The organism is uncultured Mucilaginibacter sp. (assembly GCF_903893715.1).
In the GTDB taxonomy this organism is placed as follows: domain Bacteria; phylum Bacteroidota; class Bacteroidia; order Sphingobacteriales; family Sphingobacteriaceae; genus Mucilaginibacter.
On record NZ_CAITNG010000024.1, the window covers coordinates 143,734 to 160,958 of the forward strand.

Below are 17,225 nucleotides of genomic sequence, written 5' to 3' on the forward strand. Positions count from 1 at the left end.
AAAAACGCCCTGTTTAACGGGGCGTTTTTTGTTAAAATCTCGCAGGTCATGCCGAACTTGTTTCGGCACCCCACTTGCTATGTCGCGAACTATTTATCACGCTGCATTTTAATAGATATTTACTTCCCAGGCCCAGTCGAATCGCCCGATTTCAAATCATCATTGTTAACACCCTTTTTCTTTTGTTGTGTCGGGTCGTTCGGGTCGGCAAATTTAACCTTACCAAAGTGGTAGCTAAACGATATACCAAACGAACGGAACGGGAACTCGGTATAGCTGTATTGGGTAAATGGTTTACCATTAGCGGTTGCTTGAATGGTGCTGTTAAACGCTTTGTTCTCGGTAAACGGATCGAAAGTGTTCAACCCCAAACTGGCTTGTTTGTTCCAAAACTCTTTCTTTAAACCAACAATCCACAAGCTGAATGATGGTGTAACACCCTGTATACTGTGTTTAGGTGAGTTCAATATCACAAACGATTCGGCCGAAAAACCATTCTTTAAACTGACCGAACCGCTTAAAAACGCATTGTATGAAATATAGGTGTTGTTATCGGTTTGGTAGCTAAAGAACACGCCGTTCGGGGTCGGGTCGTATGTATAGGCGTTGATGCTACCGCGAATGGTCAATATTTTAATCGGGTTTATCGACCCAAAAAAGCTTGCACCCCACGAGCTGTTCGATCCCACATTTTGATAAAGTGTAAGGGTAGCTGGTTTGTTGTTAACCGTAATAGGATATAAGATACCCTCTATCAGGTTGTTGGTATATTTATAATACGTCGATATGTTGATGACAGATGCACCAATAAAAGTAGAATAGTTCAACTCTGCATATTGCGATATCTCGGGTTGCAGTTGCGGGTTACCCTTCGATTCTGAAGTGCCGTTACTTTCATTTACAAACGGGTTCAAATAAGTTAAACTTGGCCTTTGGATGCGTTTGGTATAAGTCAACTTAAAGGTTTGGTTGCCTATGGTTTTTGATACAGCCATTGTAGGTATAAAAGTGGTATAGCTGTTGCTGAAAGGAGGTATACTTTGTATAGCCGATGTAGGTGCGCCATTGATTTGCGTATTCTCTACACGTGCGCCTAACTGCAATGCATAGGCTTTAGGCAAAGTAAAAGTTAACACCGTGTAAGCGGCGTAAACATTCTGGTTGTAGTCGTATTTGTTCGATGTCGTATCGTTATGGGTAAACGCGCTTGGTGGAGTTAAGTCGGCACCGTTCGACAGTCCGTTATAATTATCAAATACGCTGCTTATACGGCGGATAATAGTTTTACCTCCCGACTCGATCTTAAATTTATCATTTACCGGTAAGGTGTAATCGGCCTGCAGGGTGTATTCATTGTTAACACCATTGTCAACCGACATCAGATCGGCACCTAAAGAGTTAGTCTCATACGCGTTAGTGGTATACAGCGATGTCGAGTTAAAGTCAGTAATACCATGGCTCCATTCACCCGCGATATCTATCTGATGGCCGTCTTTTTTAAATTTATGCACATAATCATTATTCCAGTCAAAACCACCGAATGTAGTATGGCTGTCGGCACTATTACTGTACGAAAAGATGTTATTGGCAAAATCTGCAGTTGTGGTACCACCGCCAACTGCCTTAAAACCACCCTGGTTCAAGGCGATATTAGAGTTAAAACTGTTAAAGCTGTTAAAATCGTAGCTTAACGAACCCGAACCCCTATAACCATACCTGGTAATGCGGTTTGTACTTACCGGGGTGCTGATATAGTCATTCGCATCATAAGTAGTTCCCGAATTGGTGGTACTGGTTTGCGGCCAGGTAAAGTTACCGCCAAAATTGCCGGTTATACTTAAACGGTTTTGGTTGATATTTAAATTGGCGTTGCCATTGTTTTGGCGTGTACCTACACCACCACTTACCGAACCGCTGATGCCCGAAATATTGCTTTGTTTGGTTACGATGTTGATGATACCTGCTGAGCCTTCCGCGTCATATTTTGCCGATGGCGAAGTAATTACTTCCACGGTTTTGATCTGGTCGGCAGGGATAGATTTTAATACATCGGCCAGATTGTTAGCCATAGCGCCTGATGGTTTGCCGTTGATCAGCACCTTTACGTTCTGGTCGCCGCGCAAGGCAACATTGCCGTTAATGTCCACCGATACCAAAGGTACTTTGCGCAACACATCCGATGCGTTTCCGCCTGTCGAAGTAATGTCCTTTTCGGCGTTAAAAACAATCTTGTCAATTTTGGTTTCGATAATAGGGCCTGTACCCACAATTTCAACCGCCTTTAGTGTTTTGCCCGATGGCGCAACGAAAATAGTCCCCATGTTAAAATCGGGCTTCGATTGTGTGGTAACCACCGGGTCAACTGTTTTTGATGGATAGCCTATAAAAGTAATCACCACTTTGTACTTGCCTATCTTTACATTGTTTAGTTTAAAAACACCTTTTTCGTCGGTTAAAATACCGTTCAATGGTACTTTGCCACCACTCCTGAATAGCGCTATCGTGGCATAATCTAAAGGTTTTTTGGTGATGGAATCGAGTACCACGCCCTGTATCCTGCCCACAACGTCCGACCCGCCTCCAAGCTGGGCTTTAGTGGTCAACGCGAAAAATAGTATGCTTATCAGTATATAAAAACGTTTCATTTTATTCTTTTTGTAATTGGAGGCAAAAATAAGCGAATTGTTACAGCCAATAACCTGTACATTGTAAATATTTACGACAATAGCCTATTCTGTTAAATATGTTACAAAAAAAAAGCCCGCTTACCGCGGGCATTTGTAAAAACTATGCTGACGAATTTGTTTTAAATCACAATATTGATGATGCGTCCCTTTACTACAATTACCTTCTTGATGGCCTTCCCCTCAAGGTATTTTTGCAGTTCGGCGTGCGCAACGATCTGATCTTCGATTTCCTTGTCATCCAAACTCAGCGAAAAATTGATATTGGTTTTAGTTTTACCATTGATCGAAATCGGGTACGAAAACTCATTCTCCACCAAATACTCGGGGTTAAATTTAGGATAAGTTGCGTAGGATAAAGTGCCCGGTGCATTACCTAATAATACCCATAACTCCTCGCAAATATGCGGCGCGTAGGGCGACAGGATAATCACCATATCCTGCAATATTTGTCGCTTGTTACATTTTAGATCAGTAAGTTCATTTACCGCTATCATAAAGCTCGAAACCGACGTATTGAATGAAAAGCGCTCAATATCCTCCTGTACTTTCAAAATGATTTTATGCAGCGATTTCAATTCAGCTCTCGACGGCTCATTATCAGAAACACTGAACTCCCATGCATCATTATGGAACAAACGCCAAAACTTGCGCAAAAATTTGAACACACCTTCAATGCCATTGGTATTCCAGGGTTTGCTTTGCTCCAGCGGGCCTAAAAACATCTCATACATGCGCAGCGTATCGGCACCATAGCGTTCAATAATGTCGTCCGGGTTAACCACGTTGTACTTGGATTTCGACATCTTTTCGACTTCGACACCGCAAATGTATTTACCGTTTTCGAGGATAAACTCGGCATCGGCAAAATCATCGCGCCATTTTTTGAATTTCGCAATATCGAGAATATCATTCTCTACAATGTTCACATCCACATGTATCGGAGTAGTATGATATTGCGCTTTCAATCCATGCGAAACAAACATATTCGTTCCACGACCCTCAGCATCGCTCACTCTGTAAACAAAGTTGCTTCGCCCCTGAATCATCCCTTGGTTAATGAGTTTTTTGAAAGGCTCTTCTTCCACCACCAAACCCATGTCCTTCAAAAACTTGTTCCAAAAACGGCTGTACAACAAGTGCCCGGTAGCATGTTCGCTCCCGCCGATGTACAGGTCAACATCTTTCCAATAAGCTATCGCCTTTTCGGATGCAAACGCTGTATCGTTTTGTGCATCCATATAGCGGTACCAGTACCAACTGCTACCTGCCCAACCCGGCATGGTGCTTAGTTCATAGGCGGCGTCCGCGGAGTACCTCCAGCCTTCGGCCCTTGCCAAAGGCGGCTCACCGCTTTCGGTAGGTAAATATTTATCCACCTCGGGCAATACCAAAGGCAATTCTTCTTCTTTAATCAAATAAGGCAACCCGTCCTTAAAATAAACGGGCACCGGCTCGCCCCAGTAGCGCTGGCGGCCAAAAATAGCATCGCGCATGCGGTAGTTTATTTTACCGCTGCCCATGCCCATGCTTTCTAATTTAGCAATAACGGCCGCAGTGGCCTCTTTATACCCCATGCCGTTAATAAAACCGGAGTTGATGTATTTCCCTTCTTTGGTAGGGTCGGCCTCGGTTTCGATGTTCTGTATGTCGATGATGGGGATAATGGGCAAATTAAAATGCTTGGCAAATAAATAATCGCGCTGATCGCCCGATGGTACGCCCATCACGCAGCCTGTACCATATCCGGCCAGCACATAATCGGCTATCCAAACCTGCACTTTATCACCGTTCAACGGGTTCACAACATAACTTCCCGTAAAAGCACCGCTAATGGTTTTGGTATCGGCCATGCGGTCCAACTCGCTTTTCTTTTTGGTTTGGGCAATGCAGGCATCAATACCTGCCTTATGTTCGGGCGTAGTCAAGGCCTGCACCAGTTCATGCTCAGGCGCTATCACCATGTACGATACGCCGAAGATGGTATCAACCCTTGTGGTAAATACCTCTAAATAAGAAATTTCCGCTCCTGACTCTTGATTCTTGACTCTTGATTCTAATGGGAACTTCACCATCGCGCCAATACTCTTCCCAATCCAGTTACGCTGCATTTCTTTCAGCGGGTCGGGCCAGTCAATTTTATCCAGGCCTTGCAGCAGGCGCTCGGCATAAGCGGTAATGCGCATGCTCCATTGCATCATTTTCTTTTGTTCAACGGGGTAGCCGCCGCGCTCGCTAAAGCCATCTTTCACTTCATCATTAGCTAATACAGTACCTAAAGCGGCGCACCAGTTCACGGTACTTTCGCGCAGGTAAGTAAGGCGGTATTTTAACAATTCGGATTGTCGCTCATCGTGGCTCATCGCCTTCCATTCAGCGGCGGTAAAACTCAGGGTATCATCATCGCAAACGGCATCAATACCTGCTGAGCCATTGCTTTCAAATTTCTTTACGAGGACATCGATAGATTCCGCCTTGTCCGCATCTTTATTGTACCAACTGTTGAACAACTGCATAAAGATCCACTGCGTCCACTTGTAATATCCCGGCGAACTGGTGCGAACCTCGCGGCTCCAGTCGAACGAAAAGCCGATCTGGTCCAACTGGCGGCGGTAGGTGGCAATATTTTCTTCGGTAGTGATTGCCGGGTGTTGCCCCGTTTGTATAGCGTACTGCTCGGCAGGTAAACCAAACGAATCGTAACCCATAGGGTGTAATACGTTAAAGCCCTTTAAGCGTTTATAGCGCGAAAAGATATCCGAAGCGATATAACCAAGCGGGTGACCTACGTGCAGCCCTGCGCCCGAAGGGTAGGGGAACATATCCAGCACGTAGTACTTGGGTTTGGACGACTCATTGTCGGCCTTAAAAGTTTGGTTAGCCGCCCAAAACGCCTGCCACTTTTTCTCTATATCTTTAAATTGATAATCCATTTCGCTTTATTCCGTATAAGCTGCGAAAATAATAAAATCCACAGGATTTATGGAAGATGGAAGACCTAAGATGGAAGATGTGGCTATTTATGTGCAAATGAGTAAATGTGCGGATATGCAAATGACCTAACAATCAAATAGCCGGATAGCCAGCATCACATCAAAGAGTTTTAGCTGTTCACCAATCAACCAACCCAAGTTAATTTATGTTAAAAACAACGCTATCCTTTTGATGCCATATAATTTAAACAGAATTATATTTTACCTTTATGCCGGGGTTTTTTAATTTCGCAGCACTAACAGGCATCCATGGAAGAATTTGAACCAAGCGTATCGGCAAAAAAAACGAAGTCCATTTACATATCAACGGTATTTGGTATTGCGCTGGTGTTGCTCATGCTTGGGTTGTTAGGCCTCATCCTGGTACATTTTAATAATCTGTCGCGTTACGTTAAAGAGAACATTGTACTCAATATCATAGTTAACGATGCCGCCCGCGAAACCGATGTACTGCAACTGCAAAAACAACTGGATAGCGAACCCGAAGTAAAACAAACCCAATATGTCAGTAAAGAACTGGCCGCCCGTAACCTTCAAAAAGACCTGGGCGAAGATTTTGTAAAGTTTTTGGGATATAACCCCTTACTCTCATCTATCGATGTGTACCTCAAGGCCGATTATGCCAACAATGCCAGCATCACCCAATTTAAAGCTAAGCTGATAAAAAACCCGCTGGTTAAAGAGGTTATCTACCAGCAATCGCTCGTCAACCTCATGAACGACCGTATAGCGACCATCAGCATCATTATATTAGGCTTTACCATCATATTTTTGGTGGTGTCGCTTGCGCTCATTAATAATACTATACGCCTGGCCATTTATTCGCAAAGGTTTCTCATCAAATCCATGCAATTGGTTGGCGCTACCAAAGGCTTTATCCGCAAACCGTTTTTGCTGTATGGTATATGGCATGGTTTGCTGGGCGCGCTCATCGCCATTATGTTGCTGATGGGCCTGTTATACCTTGCCTACCAGCAAATACCCGATCTCATCATCCTGCAAAATTATTATGAGTTCGGCATCGTGTTTTTAGGTGTCATCGGCATCGGCATATTTATTTCGGGCTTTAGCACCTATTTAGCGGTAAACAAATTCTTACGTTTAAAAATTTACGATCTTTACAGATAATGGCACAAAAACCAGTTAAACCCATCGTTGCGCAACCTGTTAAAACAACAGATGCTAAAGCAACCCAAGCAAAAATCACCCACACGCCTATCCAGTTTGTGTTCGGTAAGCAAAATTACCAGTTAACACTGGTAGCCATCGCGGTAATCTTTTTCGGCTTTGCGCTGATGAGCGGCACCACCGACATTTACGAGTGGCGTAAAATAGTATTGGCCCCGTTGGTAGTATTAAGTGGTTTTGCCATAGGTTTCATCGCGATATTCAAAAAATCTAAAAGCAAATAAAACATGAACTTTTTACAGGTTATTATCCTCGCCATCATAGAAGGCATTACCGAATTTTTGCCCATATCTTCAACCGGCCACATGATTATTGCCAGCTCGCTGATGGGTATCGAGAAAGATGAGTTTGTAAAACTCTTCGAAGTAGTCATCCAGTTAGGCGCTATACTTTCGGTAGTGGTATTGTATTTCAAGCGTTTTTTCAAATCGATTGACTTTTATTATAAACTGGTAGTCGGTGTAATACCTGCGGTTATTGTCGGTGTACTTTTTAAAAAGAAAATCGACATGTTGCTTGAAAACCCGCTTGTGGTTGGTATTTCGTTTTTAGTCGGTGGTATAATCCTGTTGTTTGTCGATGAATGGTTCAATAAACCTACCATCGAAAAAGAAGAAAACATCAATTATGCAACCGCTTTAAAAGTAGGTATGTTTCAATGTTTGGCGGTTATACCAGGTATCTCGCGTTCGGCCGCAAGTATTGTTGGTGGTATGAGCCAAAAATTGAGCCGTACAGCTGCCGCCGAATTTTCATTCTTTTTAGCAGTACCAACCATGTTTGGCGCTACCGTAAAAGACCTTTGGGATTTCCACAAAACGCATACGCAATTATTTACCGGCGACCAGGCAAAGTTTTTGATCATCGGTAATATCATCGCTTTTATCGTAGCCATGTTGGCCATCAAAAGCTTTATTACCTTTTTGGAGAAGAAAGGCTTTAAACTGTTTGGTTACTATAGGATATTGGCAGGGATAATAGTGATCGTGCTTTGCCTCACCAAGTTCATTTCGTAACAAGCGTTTTCTAAGTATCTTTGCATTTTATTTAAATCTGTTTGGATACTCCTGTCTCAAAATTCCGTCCCTTTAACTTTGCTGAAGGCGAATTGCTGCTCATTAACAAGCCCTATAACTGGACCAGTTTCGACGTGGTGGGCAAAATACGCAACTCGCTAAAACCGCTCAAACTAAAAGTGGGCCATGCAGGCACGTTAGATCCGTTGGCTACAGGCCTGCTCATCATCTGCACAGGCAAACTCACCAAACAGATTGACACTTTCCAGGCCGAAGAAAAAGAATATACCGGTACAATGGTGTTAGGTGAATCGACGCCATCATACGATATGGAAACCGATGCTGATGCCACTTTCGATATCAGCAACATTACCGAAGAACAAGTATACGCGGCCACAGCCCAATTTACCGGCGATATACAGCAATATCCACCTGCGCATTCAGCCGTCAAAATAAATGGCGAACGTCTGTACGAAAAAGCCCGCCGTGGCGAAGAAGTGGAGCTGCGCACTCGTTTTGTAACAGTCAGCGCTTTCGAAATTACCCGCATTGCCCTGCCCGAAGTTGATTTTAGGGTGGTATGCAGCAAAGGCACCTACATCCGCTCTCTGGTAAGCGATTTTGGTAAGGCGCTAAATAACGGGGCTTATTTATCAAAACTTTGCCGTACCCGCAGCGGCAATTTTAAGCTGGATGACGCGTTTGAGGTGTTGGAACTGGTAAACCATATCCGCGAACAAAAAACACAACCCGAAGAACTAAAATAAGCTAATTTTGCAACCATAAGCGGGTTCGCCACGTTGTACCATCATGAAGATATACCATAATATTAACGATTTTAAACCGGTAAAAAATGCCGTAGTTACCATTGGTACATTTGATGGCGTACACATTGGCCACCGCAAAATTATAGCTACCCTGTGCGAGCTGGCGAAGCAAACCGGCGGCGAAACGGTTATCCTCACTTTCTTCCCGCACCCGCGCATGATATTGCACCCCGAAGATCAGGATATCAAACTCATCACCACCATCGATGAGAAAGCTCAATTACTTGAGGGTCTCGGTATTGATCATTTAATCGTTACGCCCTTCTCCCGCGATTTTAGTAACCTTTCGGCATTGGAGTATATCCACGATGTGTTAGTTGCGCGTATCGGCGTAAAAAAGATTGTTATCGGCTATGACCACCGTTTTGGCAAAGACCGTAAAGGTGGCCTCGAAGATCTGCAGCGCCTGAGTAAAGAGTTTGAATACGATGTGATAGAAATACCGGAGCAAGACATTAACGATGTTGCCGTAAGCTCCACCAAAATACGCGAAGCTTTATTAAGCGATCAAATTGCCCTCGCAAACCAATATCTGGGCTATCCGTTTTTTATCAGCGGCAAAGTTATTCGCGGCGACCAGATAGGCCGGCAGATTGGTTACCCAACCGCAAATATCCTCGTTGGCGAAACCTACAAACTCATCCCTGCCGACGGCATCTTCGCGGTAACGGTAAACGTGGGCGATAAGCTTTACCAGGGGATGGCATACATCGGCCACCGGCCAACCATTAATGGGATGACGCGCAATATCGAGGTCAATATTTTTGACTTCGACCATGATATTTACGAGCAAACCATCCGCATCAATTTCCACCATTTTGTGCGCAGCGACTTTAAATTCGAATCGCTGGACGAACTCAAACTGCAACTGGCAAAGGATAGGCTGGATGTGTTGAAATTGCTGTCGTAAATAAAAAATCCTATCTTCATCATTACAAAATTGAACTATGGCTACAGAGGTTAAGTGTCCAAGCTGCGGTACGGTTTTCCCATTGGAGGAAGCCATGACCGAGGAATATAAAAAAGAGCTGCGCGAAAAAATGCTTTCTTTCACCAAACAAAAGGAAGACGAATACATGCGCAAGCTCGACGAGTTCAGCAAAAAGGAGCAACAACAATTGCAGGCATTTGAACAAAAACTCGCCGACGAAAAAAAGGCGCTCCAACTAAGCCTCGAAGAAAACCTGCGTAAAACCATAGCCGCCGATTTTGAGAACCAGCTCAAAATGCTGGAGAACAACAGTAAGGATGCCGAAGAAAAACTCAAGCTATCGCGGCAAAAAGAGCTGGAATTTTTAAAGCGCGAGCAGGAGCTTAAAAACAAGGAAGAAGAAATGGAACTGCAGCTGCAGCGCAAACTGCAGGAACAACGCGACCAACTCGCCGAACAGATACGTAAGCAGGAAGCCGAAAAAAGCCTGGTAAAAGATACCGAGCACCAGTTACTGATAATGGAGTACAAAAAGAAAATAGAAGATCAGAATAAGCTGGTTGAAGAAATGAAACGCAAAGCCGAGCAGGGCTCCATGCAGTTACAAGGCGAAGTGCAGGAACTGATACTGGAAGACCTGCTGCGCAGCAGTTTCCCGTTTGATGTGATTAGCGAAGTAGGCAAAGGCGTACGCGGTGCCGATTGTGTACAAGTGGTGCGTAACCAGTTTGGGCAGGAGTGCGGCAAAATTATCTACGAAAGTAAACGCACCACAGCCTTTTCGATGGAATGGATCGAGAAGTTGAAAAAGGACATGCGCAATATTGGTGTGGATGTCGCGGTTATCGTAACCCAGTGCTATCCCAAGGGAATGGATTGTTTTGGCGAGAAAGACGGCGTGTGGATTTGCTCGTTCGAAGAGGTTAAAGCCGTAGCCTATGTTTTGCGCGATGGTATTTTGCGCCTGTATAATGCCACCAAATCGCAGGAAAACAAGGGCGATAAAATGCACCTGCTGTACGATTACCTTACGGGATCGGAGTTTGCCGCCCAGTGGAAAGCCATCCGCGAAGGCTTTATGGATATGCGCATGTCTATCCTTAAAGAACGAGAAACCATGGAACGTCTGTGGAAAGCCCGTGAAAAACAGCTTGACAAAGTACTGCTCAACGCCACGCATATCCGCGGTTCGGTTGATGGCATTGCGGGCAGCGATGCCATACAATTAAGCCTCACCGAAGACGATAGCGACCCGCTTTTGCTGGAATAGCAAAGCGCAAGGCGCATGGAGCAAAGCGTAAAACAGAGAAACACTATGCGCTCTGCTCCATGCGCTTTGCGCATATGTTAATAACTGCCGTTTTTTGTTGAAACTTTAACACCAACCTTACTTTGCTCAAAAACGTAAAAGCAATAACTTGCGAGCAAAGTATATATGACGAAACTAAAACTTCCCCTTTTAGCTGCCATTATCTGTTTAAGTACCCTGCACTTGTATGCATCGGCTTTTGATAAACCCGTTAACCATACAAAAACCGTAGCCGGCGATGACCAGTCATCCTCCCTTTGTCCCGAAGAATTGCTGTCCTTCGCCCAAACTTTACTGGGCACGCACTATCACTTCGCTTCGTCAAATCCGCTGTACGGTTTCGATTGCTCGGGTTTTGTAAGCTATGTCTTTAAAAACTTCAACATACCGGTTCCGCGTTCATCATGCGAGTTTATATCGTACGGCGAAAAAATATTGTTGCAGGATGCAAAGCCCGGCGATGTGATACTGTTTACCGGCACCAGTAAGCGTAGCCGCAAAATAGGCCATATCGGTATCATCGTAAGCAACCAAAACAACGAAACCACGTTTATCCATTCAACATCCGGTAAAGAGCATGCGGTAACCATCACAGCCATGGATAAAAAATATCGGCGCCGCTTTGTGCAGATCATCCGTTTGCTAAAGCAAAACGACGCGGCTTAACTACTTCAAAATTGTAATATAGCCCGACAGCATTGGGGTCGAGTTTTTCAGGTCGATAACATAGTAATAAACTCCATCAGGTAGTAATTTTCCGTTGTAGGTGCCATCCCAGGCAATGCTGCCGCCAATATTGGTAAATACTTTCTGCCCGCTGCGTGTGTAAACAGTTAGCAAACTTTCGGAGTAAGCGTCTAATCCTATGATGTACCAGGTATCGTTTATGCCATCCGCATTTGGCGAAAATACGCTCGGTATCACTATCTTTTTATACACTTTTACCTGTGCCGTATCGCTTACCGTTGTACAGGGCGATGTTACATGCAGGGTATAAGTTATATCCGTTGGCGGCGAGGCATTTGGGGTCAATACATTTGGATTGTCTAAATACGTCGACGGTGTCCATAAATACTTCAGGTTAGTTCCCGTGGCAGTAGCGCTCAACTTCACAATTTGGCCTTCAATTATCTTTTTGTTCCCTCCGGCACTGATAACCGGCGGTTGTATCACATTCACCGTTACCGAACTGCTGCAATTGGCATTGGTAGCTATAACGGTATAAGTTGTCGTAACAGTTGGCGTAGCAACAGGGTTGGCAATCGTATCGTTCGATAGCCCGGTTGAAGGGCTCCACAAATATCGAAAGCCGCCGCTCGCGGTCAGTTTAGCGCTCCCGCCCAAACAAATGGTGGTATCGGCATTAACTTTTGCAGTAATTTTCGGCTGCACGCTAATGGTAACACTGGCCTGGCTGCTGCAACCGTTAAGGCTGGCGGTAACCGTGTACTTGCCTTGTTGCGTTAGCGCGATATTGCTGATACTTGGGTTTTGCGCTGTACTAAACACAACGCCGGCCGGGTTTGTCCAGCTATAGGATGACCCGCCCGTGGCGCTTAAATTTAAGGTTTGCCCCTCGCACAATATGGGCCCGTTGGCAGATGCTGTTGCCCCCGGCGTTTGTGTTACCGTAAGCGTGGTGATATTTGATACCGCCAAACAGTTTGATGTGCTGATATTGGCCGCTTCGGCACTGGCAAGCCGGTATTGATAGGTGCCCACAGCGGTTGGCTGATTAAATATGTACTGCGTGCCAAGAGCGCCCGGTATATCAGTCCAGCCGCTGCCCGTGTTCAGTTGCCATTTATAGGCCGGGGTCACGTAGCCTGTCGAAACATGTGCACTCAGTGTATCTTTTTGAGGGTTGGCTGTACAGTTGTTATAAGTTGACGATGCCGCCGAACCAAACCCCGTAACCATAATAGGGCCACAGGGTCTGAAGGTGATATCGTCCAGCAAAATATCGTTGCCTGCGCCACCCGGCGCGTTATTGGTCATCTTTACAATAACCGTGTTCTGGTTTGATGGTGTGGCGAAAGTCAAACCATACTGTATCCAGGTAGGGCTGGTGGTTTGTGGTATATTACCGGTTGAATAGGTTTGTAAAACCGTACCATTGGAGAGTTCGATGCTGAACGTAATGTTAGGTAAACTGAACTTGGCAGTAGCAGCCTCCACCATGTTCAGGTTCATTACCCAGGCTGCAAATTCGTAAGTGGTGGAAGGGCAAAGCCCTTTAATGGTGTCGATATAAAATACGTCCGGAGTATATGACGCGTTGGCTATCATCATGTATCCACCGGCATTACCGGTATGGTCGCTGTTCACCACAAACCAACTGCTGAACATGCCCGCGGTCGAGCTTGCTATGGTATATTGTCCGTCGTTAGGTTTGCCGGTCACATAACTATAGGTAGTAATACCGGATGGCAATGCGGGTCCCTGTACATTGGTTCCGGATCCAAAATCGATATGTACTACCGGGTCGCCAAGGCTGCCTGTACATGTCTGCGCAACACTCACCGAAGTAAGCAGCATACACATCACAATTCCCCAAATAAATATAACAGCCTTCATTAAAAATCAGAGTATCCGCACCGTAGCAAAAATAAACCTAAGCGATGGTTATCGGTTAAAAAGTTATCCCCATTTTAAGGCCCAATGTTAATTAATATACGTTATACAGGCTTTTTGCACCTTTTGTTGCCTTTAACCTGCCGCATTTGTTTTTGTTTGTACATTTGCCCCGATGTATATAACGCCCCAAAAGAAAATTGTTTCATTATTGGCAGCAACCACCGAAATTGTTTGTGCCCTGGGCCTCGAACAAAACCTCGTTGGCTGTTCGCACGAGTGCGATTATCCCGAATCAGTTAAGCGTTTGCCGCAATGCTCGGACGTAAGGTTTATGCCCGCCGAAAGCAGTAAAGAGATTGACCGACAGGTAAAAGAAATACTTACCGATGCTCTTTCCATTTATACCATCAACCAGGAGGTCATCAAACAACTTAACCCCGACATTGTACTTACCCAAGCCCAGTGCGAGGTATGTGCCGTAAGCCTAAAGGATGTTGAACTGGCCCTCGAAAACCTGCTCGATAAACAAGCCGAGATCATATCCGTACAACCCAATACCCTCGGCGATATTTTTTCCGACATCATCCTTATCGCCAAAAAGCTCAACGTTCCCGAACGTGGCAAGCTGCTCATCGAAAGCCTCGAAGAACGCATAGATATTATCCGCCATAAGTTAAAATACATAAATAATAAACCCACCGTAGCCTGTATCGAATGGATGGAACCGCTCATGGTAGCCGGTAATTGGGTTCCCGAAATGGTCGATATAGCCGGCGGTACATCCGTTTTGGCCGTTAATGGCAAGCACTCGCCCTTTATCACCTGGGAAACTCTGCAAGCTGCCGACCCCGACATCATTATCATCACCCCCTGCGGCTTCGATATCCAACGCACGCTAAAAGAGATCAACGTCATGCTCTCCTTGCCGGGATTTGCCGACATGAAGGCCGTAAAAAACAACCACCTTTACATTGCCGATGGCAACCAATATTTCAACCGCTCCGGCCCCCGTATCGTCGACTCCATCGAGATCCTCGCAGAGATCATCAACCCCAAACAGTTCATCTTCGGCTACGAAGGCAATGGTTGGATGAGGTTTTCGATATAATACCTTGTATTACAATGTTTTGCATCTAAAATGTATATTTTTCATTTCCTGGTGGCTAACAGGGCAGGGGGGTAAAAGTAGGTATATTAAAGAACTAACTTTATTCAATCATTCAGTCAATCAATCATTCAATCCTTGAGTGGGGGGGGGTAAAAGTAGGTTTTTTCAAATAATCATCTCCACACGCTTTGCGCCGCGCCCTCTGCGCTTTGCCAAAACCGGGGGGAAAAAGTAGGTATTTTTAAAGAACCTTTCTTTCTTACTGCCACTCACCACTGCAACTGCTACTCAAACACGGGGGGGTAAAAGTAGGTATTTTTAAAGACCCTATCTTTCTCACTGCCACTCACCACTGCAACTGCCACTCAAAGCAGGGGGGAAATTGTAAGAAATATTTTAATAAAAATCAGTGCAATCACTTACAATCGGTGCAATCCCAATCACACACAAGGTAAGAAAATTTACCCGCTTTTTCAAAATTTACCACCCTCAAAACCTCACACTCATCCCCGCAAAATAATTGCGCAATGGCGCCGGGTTATAGTAACGACTGGCAGCCGCATTGATATCGTTGCCCAAGCTGTATTGCTGGTTCAGCAGGTTGTCGCCGCCGGCAAATATTTCGATGCGGGTTTTGGTGTTGAGTGTATGTTTCCAGCCCAACTTTATTTCGAGCAGGTTATAGCTGCTGGCATATACCGTGTTGGCATCGTTAAGCGGCAGTTTATCCGTAAAGTTATGCTGTATAAAAAAGTACAGTTGCTGCGGCAGCAACAGGTTAAAACTGGTAACCGCCACCTGGCGAGGCACGCCTGTAAGGTTATTGCCCGAGTAATTGTTCACCCCGTCCCCATAATCCCGAAAGGTAAAAGCGCTGTAGGTATAGCTCTCGTTCAGTTGCAGCCCGCGCACAAAACCGGTACTGTTTTGGCCGATGAGCCAGTCCGTAAAGTACAATTCAAAACCCGGCTGGTTGGTACCACCGGCGTTTACATAATACGTAGTGCCGTTGGGGTTTTGCCGCGGCACAATAGTATTGTTCAAATCATAATAAAACACCGAGGCATCCAAAAAAGCGCTTTCATTTGCATTTTGCAAGCGGAAGCCCGTTTCATAGTTCCAGCCGTCTTCGGCTTGCAAAGTGGTGTTAATGCTGTGGTCGGTAGGGTGTATCTCGCCCGTGGCAGGGGCAGAGTAACCCCGGCTTAGCGATGCCCGCCACACAAAGTTATTGGTGATGGAATAAGCCAGTGCCAGCCTCGGCATTAGCTGCGCATCGAAGGGGCGGTTGGCAAATGCGGTTTGGTTTAAGGGATATAAATTCTCGAATTGATAGCTGTATTTATTCAGACTCAAAGCCGCTTCCAGTAAGAGTTGTTTGTTGAGGTTGGCCGTAAAACGGGTAAAAACAAAGTTTTGATTGGTGTTGATATTGTCGCGGGTTTGGGTGGTGTCTTTATTACCCAAATGGTTGCCATAATCGCCAATTGTGGAGTTGGTCTGTTCCCACTCAAAACCCAGATTCAATTTCCAATGTAGCGGGTCGGCCTTTTTTGCCGACAGCTCAAAATAGGTACGAAAGCCCAACGTACTTTCCGCCCGCTGCTCGTACACCGTAAATGAGGGGTTCAAAAAGTCGACATGCGTGCCAAACACCGTCAGCACGTTGCGCAGGTTATCGCTGAATTTGGCCTCGTTAACTAAGCCGCCGTATATCATTTTGCTTTCGATATGCGCATTAAGCGCCTGCGCGCTGGCAATGGTAGGCGTGGCCAGCCTCGCCTGCGAGGGGTCGGCCATCATTTGCGCCAAGGTTAAACCGCCGGGCGTTTGGTAATAAAGGTCCGAGTAAAAGCCAATAGCCTTTATCTTATTTGCATCGCCATAACGCAATTGGTCGTCCACCATAAAAAAATTGCGTTGCATACTGCTGTTTTGCCGGTAGCCGCTATAACTCTCGTAGGCCTGATTAATATTGAGTTGGTTATTACCACGCTGTTGCTGAAATGCCGTGTTCTCATGCACCAATTGGTTCGAGCCAAAATCAACACCTCCGCTTGCAAAATCGCCGGTACTGTATTTGTTCACCGGGCTCAGCAAAACCACCCCGCCCGAGTTTGCGCCAAACAAACTGCCGTCGGGGCCTTTCAAAATCTCAACACCCTGCACGCTGTTAAAGTCGATGGCGTTGAGGTAAGTATTGCCACCGGCATCGGTTAGCGGCATCTCATCAAAATATATCTTTACATCGCGCACCCCAAAGGGCGACCGCAGCAAACTTCCCCGTATCGACAAACGGTAACTCCCCGGCGAACGCTCTTCCATCCGCACACCCGGCACGGTATTCATAGCGTTCACCAACGAATTATCGGTTTGCAAATGCAATTGCTGCGCGCTTAATACACCTACCGAAGCAGGGGTATTGAGCAAAGGCCTTTCGGAAAGATAGCCGCGTACGGTTACTTGGGTAAGCTTTTTGGAGGTGTCGGTATTGGAAGAGTCAGGCCTGTTTTGAGCATAAACAGGGGCAAGTGATAGCAGAAAGATGAACGTAAAAATTTCTTTCAAATGGTTAGATTGATGATACTGATA

12 protein-coding genes are annotated in these 17,225 nt (G+C 45.4%); 8 read left to right on the forward strand and 4 right to left on the reverse strand.

Going from position 1 to position 17,225, the window contains the following annotated elements; all coding sequences use genetic code 11:
• Positions 1 to 119: 119 nt before the first annotated feature.
• Together QZX97_RS03345 and leuS are read right to left on the reverse strand one after the other, a co-directional pair.
• Positions 120 to 2,645 carry an outer membrane beta-barrel family protein gene (locus QZX97_RS03345; protein ID WP_295653615.1) on the reverse strand — a complete coding sequence of 842 codons (2,526 nt, stop codon included), beginning with the start codon at positions 2,643 to 2,645 and terminating at the stop codon, positions 120 to 122.
• A gap of 161 nt (positions 2,646 to 2,806) precedes the next feature.
• Positions 2,807 to 5,617, reverse strand: a complete 2,811-nt coding sequence (gene leuS / locus QZX97_RS03350; RefSeq protein ID WP_295653617.1) for a leucine--tRNA ligase — start codon at positions 5,615 to 5,617, stop codon at positions 2,807 to 2,809.
• Between the two features lie 309 nt (positions 5,618 to 5,926).
• Between leuS and QZX97_RS03355 the strand changes: the two genes are divergently transcribed.
• The 7 genes from QZX97_RS03355 (at position 5,927) to QZX97_RS03385 (ending at position 11,614) form a co-directional block, all read left to right on the forward strand.
• Positions 5,927 to 6,805, forward strand: coding sequence for a permease-like cell division protein FtsX (locus QZX97_RS03355; protein WP_295653619.1), 879 nt, complete (start codon positions 5,927 to 5,929; stop codon positions 6,803 to 6,805).
• Positions 6,805 to 7,089 carry a DUF3098 domain-containing protein gene (locus QZX97_RS03360; protein ID WP_295653621.1) on the forward strand — a complete coding sequence of 95 codons (285 nt, stop codon included), beginning with the start codon at positions 6,805 to 6,807 and terminating at the stop codon, positions 7,087 to 7,089. The genes QZX97_RS03355 and QZX97_RS03360 overlap by 1 nt, the downstream gene beginning before the upstream one ends.
• A 3-nt stretch (positions 7,090 to 7,092) precedes the next feature.
• Positions 7,093 to 7,881, forward strand: coding sequence for an undecaprenyl-diphosphate phosphatase (locus QZX97_RS03365; RefSeq protein WP_295653624.1), 789 nt, complete (start codon positions 7,093 to 7,095; stop codon positions 7,879 to 7,881).
• Positions 7,882 to 7,922: 41 nt separating this feature from the next.
• A complete protein-coding gene (gene truB / locus QZX97_RS03370; protein WP_295653626.1) occupies positions 7,923 to 8,648 on the forward strand; it encodes a tRNA pseudouridine(55) synthase TruB in 726 nt (241 codons plus the stop codon).
• A gap of 43 nt (positions 8,649 to 8,691) precedes the next feature.
• The gene (locus QZX97_RS03375; protein ID WP_295653627.1) at positions 8,692 to 9,618 is read left to right on the forward strand and encodes a bifunctional riboflavin kinase/FAD synthetase; all 927 of its coding nucleotides are present in this window, start codon (positions 8,692 to 8,694) and stop codon (positions 9,616 to 9,618) included.
• A 37-nt stretch (positions 9,619 to 9,655) separates the two neighbouring features.
• Positions 9,656 to 10,909 carry a DUF2130 domain-containing protein gene (locus QZX97_RS03380; RefSeq protein ID WP_295653629.1) on the forward strand — a complete coding sequence of 418 codons (1,254 nt, stop codon included), beginning with the start codon at positions 9,656 to 9,658 and terminating at the stop codon, positions 10,907 to 10,909.
• Positions 10,910 to 11,074: 165 nt separating this feature from the next.
• On the forward strand, positions 11,075 to 11,614 hold the full coding sequence (locus QZX97_RS03385; RefSeq protein ID WP_295653631.1) for a C40 family peptidase: 540 nt from the start codon (positions 11,075 to 11,077) through the stop codon (positions 11,612 to 11,614).
• Here QZX97_RS03385 and QZX97_RS03390 read toward each other — a convergent pair whose 3' ends face one another.
• Positions 11,615 to 13,525 carry a gliding motility-associated C-terminal domain-containing protein gene (locus QZX97_RS03390; protein ID WP_295653633.1) on the reverse strand — a complete coding sequence of 637 codons (1,911 nt, stop codon included), beginning with the start codon at positions 13,523 to 13,525 and terminating at the stop codon, positions 11,615 to 11,617.
• Between the two features lie 172 nt (positions 13,526 to 13,697).
• Between QZX97_RS03390 and QZX97_RS03395 the strand changes: the two genes are divergently transcribed.
• Positions 13,698 to 14,633, forward strand: a complete 936-nt coding sequence (locus tag QZX97_RS03395) for a cobalamin-binding protein (RefSeq protein WP_295653635.1) — start codon at positions 13,698 to 13,700, stop codon at positions 14,631 to 14,633.
• A 489-nt stretch (positions 14,634 to 15,122) separates the two neighbouring features.
• Here QZX97_RS03395 and QZX97_RS03400 read toward each other — a convergent pair whose 3' ends face one another.
• Positions 15,123 to 17,201, reverse strand: coding sequence for a TonB-dependent receptor (locus QZX97_RS03400; RefSeq protein ID WP_295653637.1), 2,079 nt, complete (start codon positions 17,199 to 17,201; stop codon positions 15,123 to 15,125).
• Positions 17,202 to 17,225 lie beyond the last annotated feature (24 nt).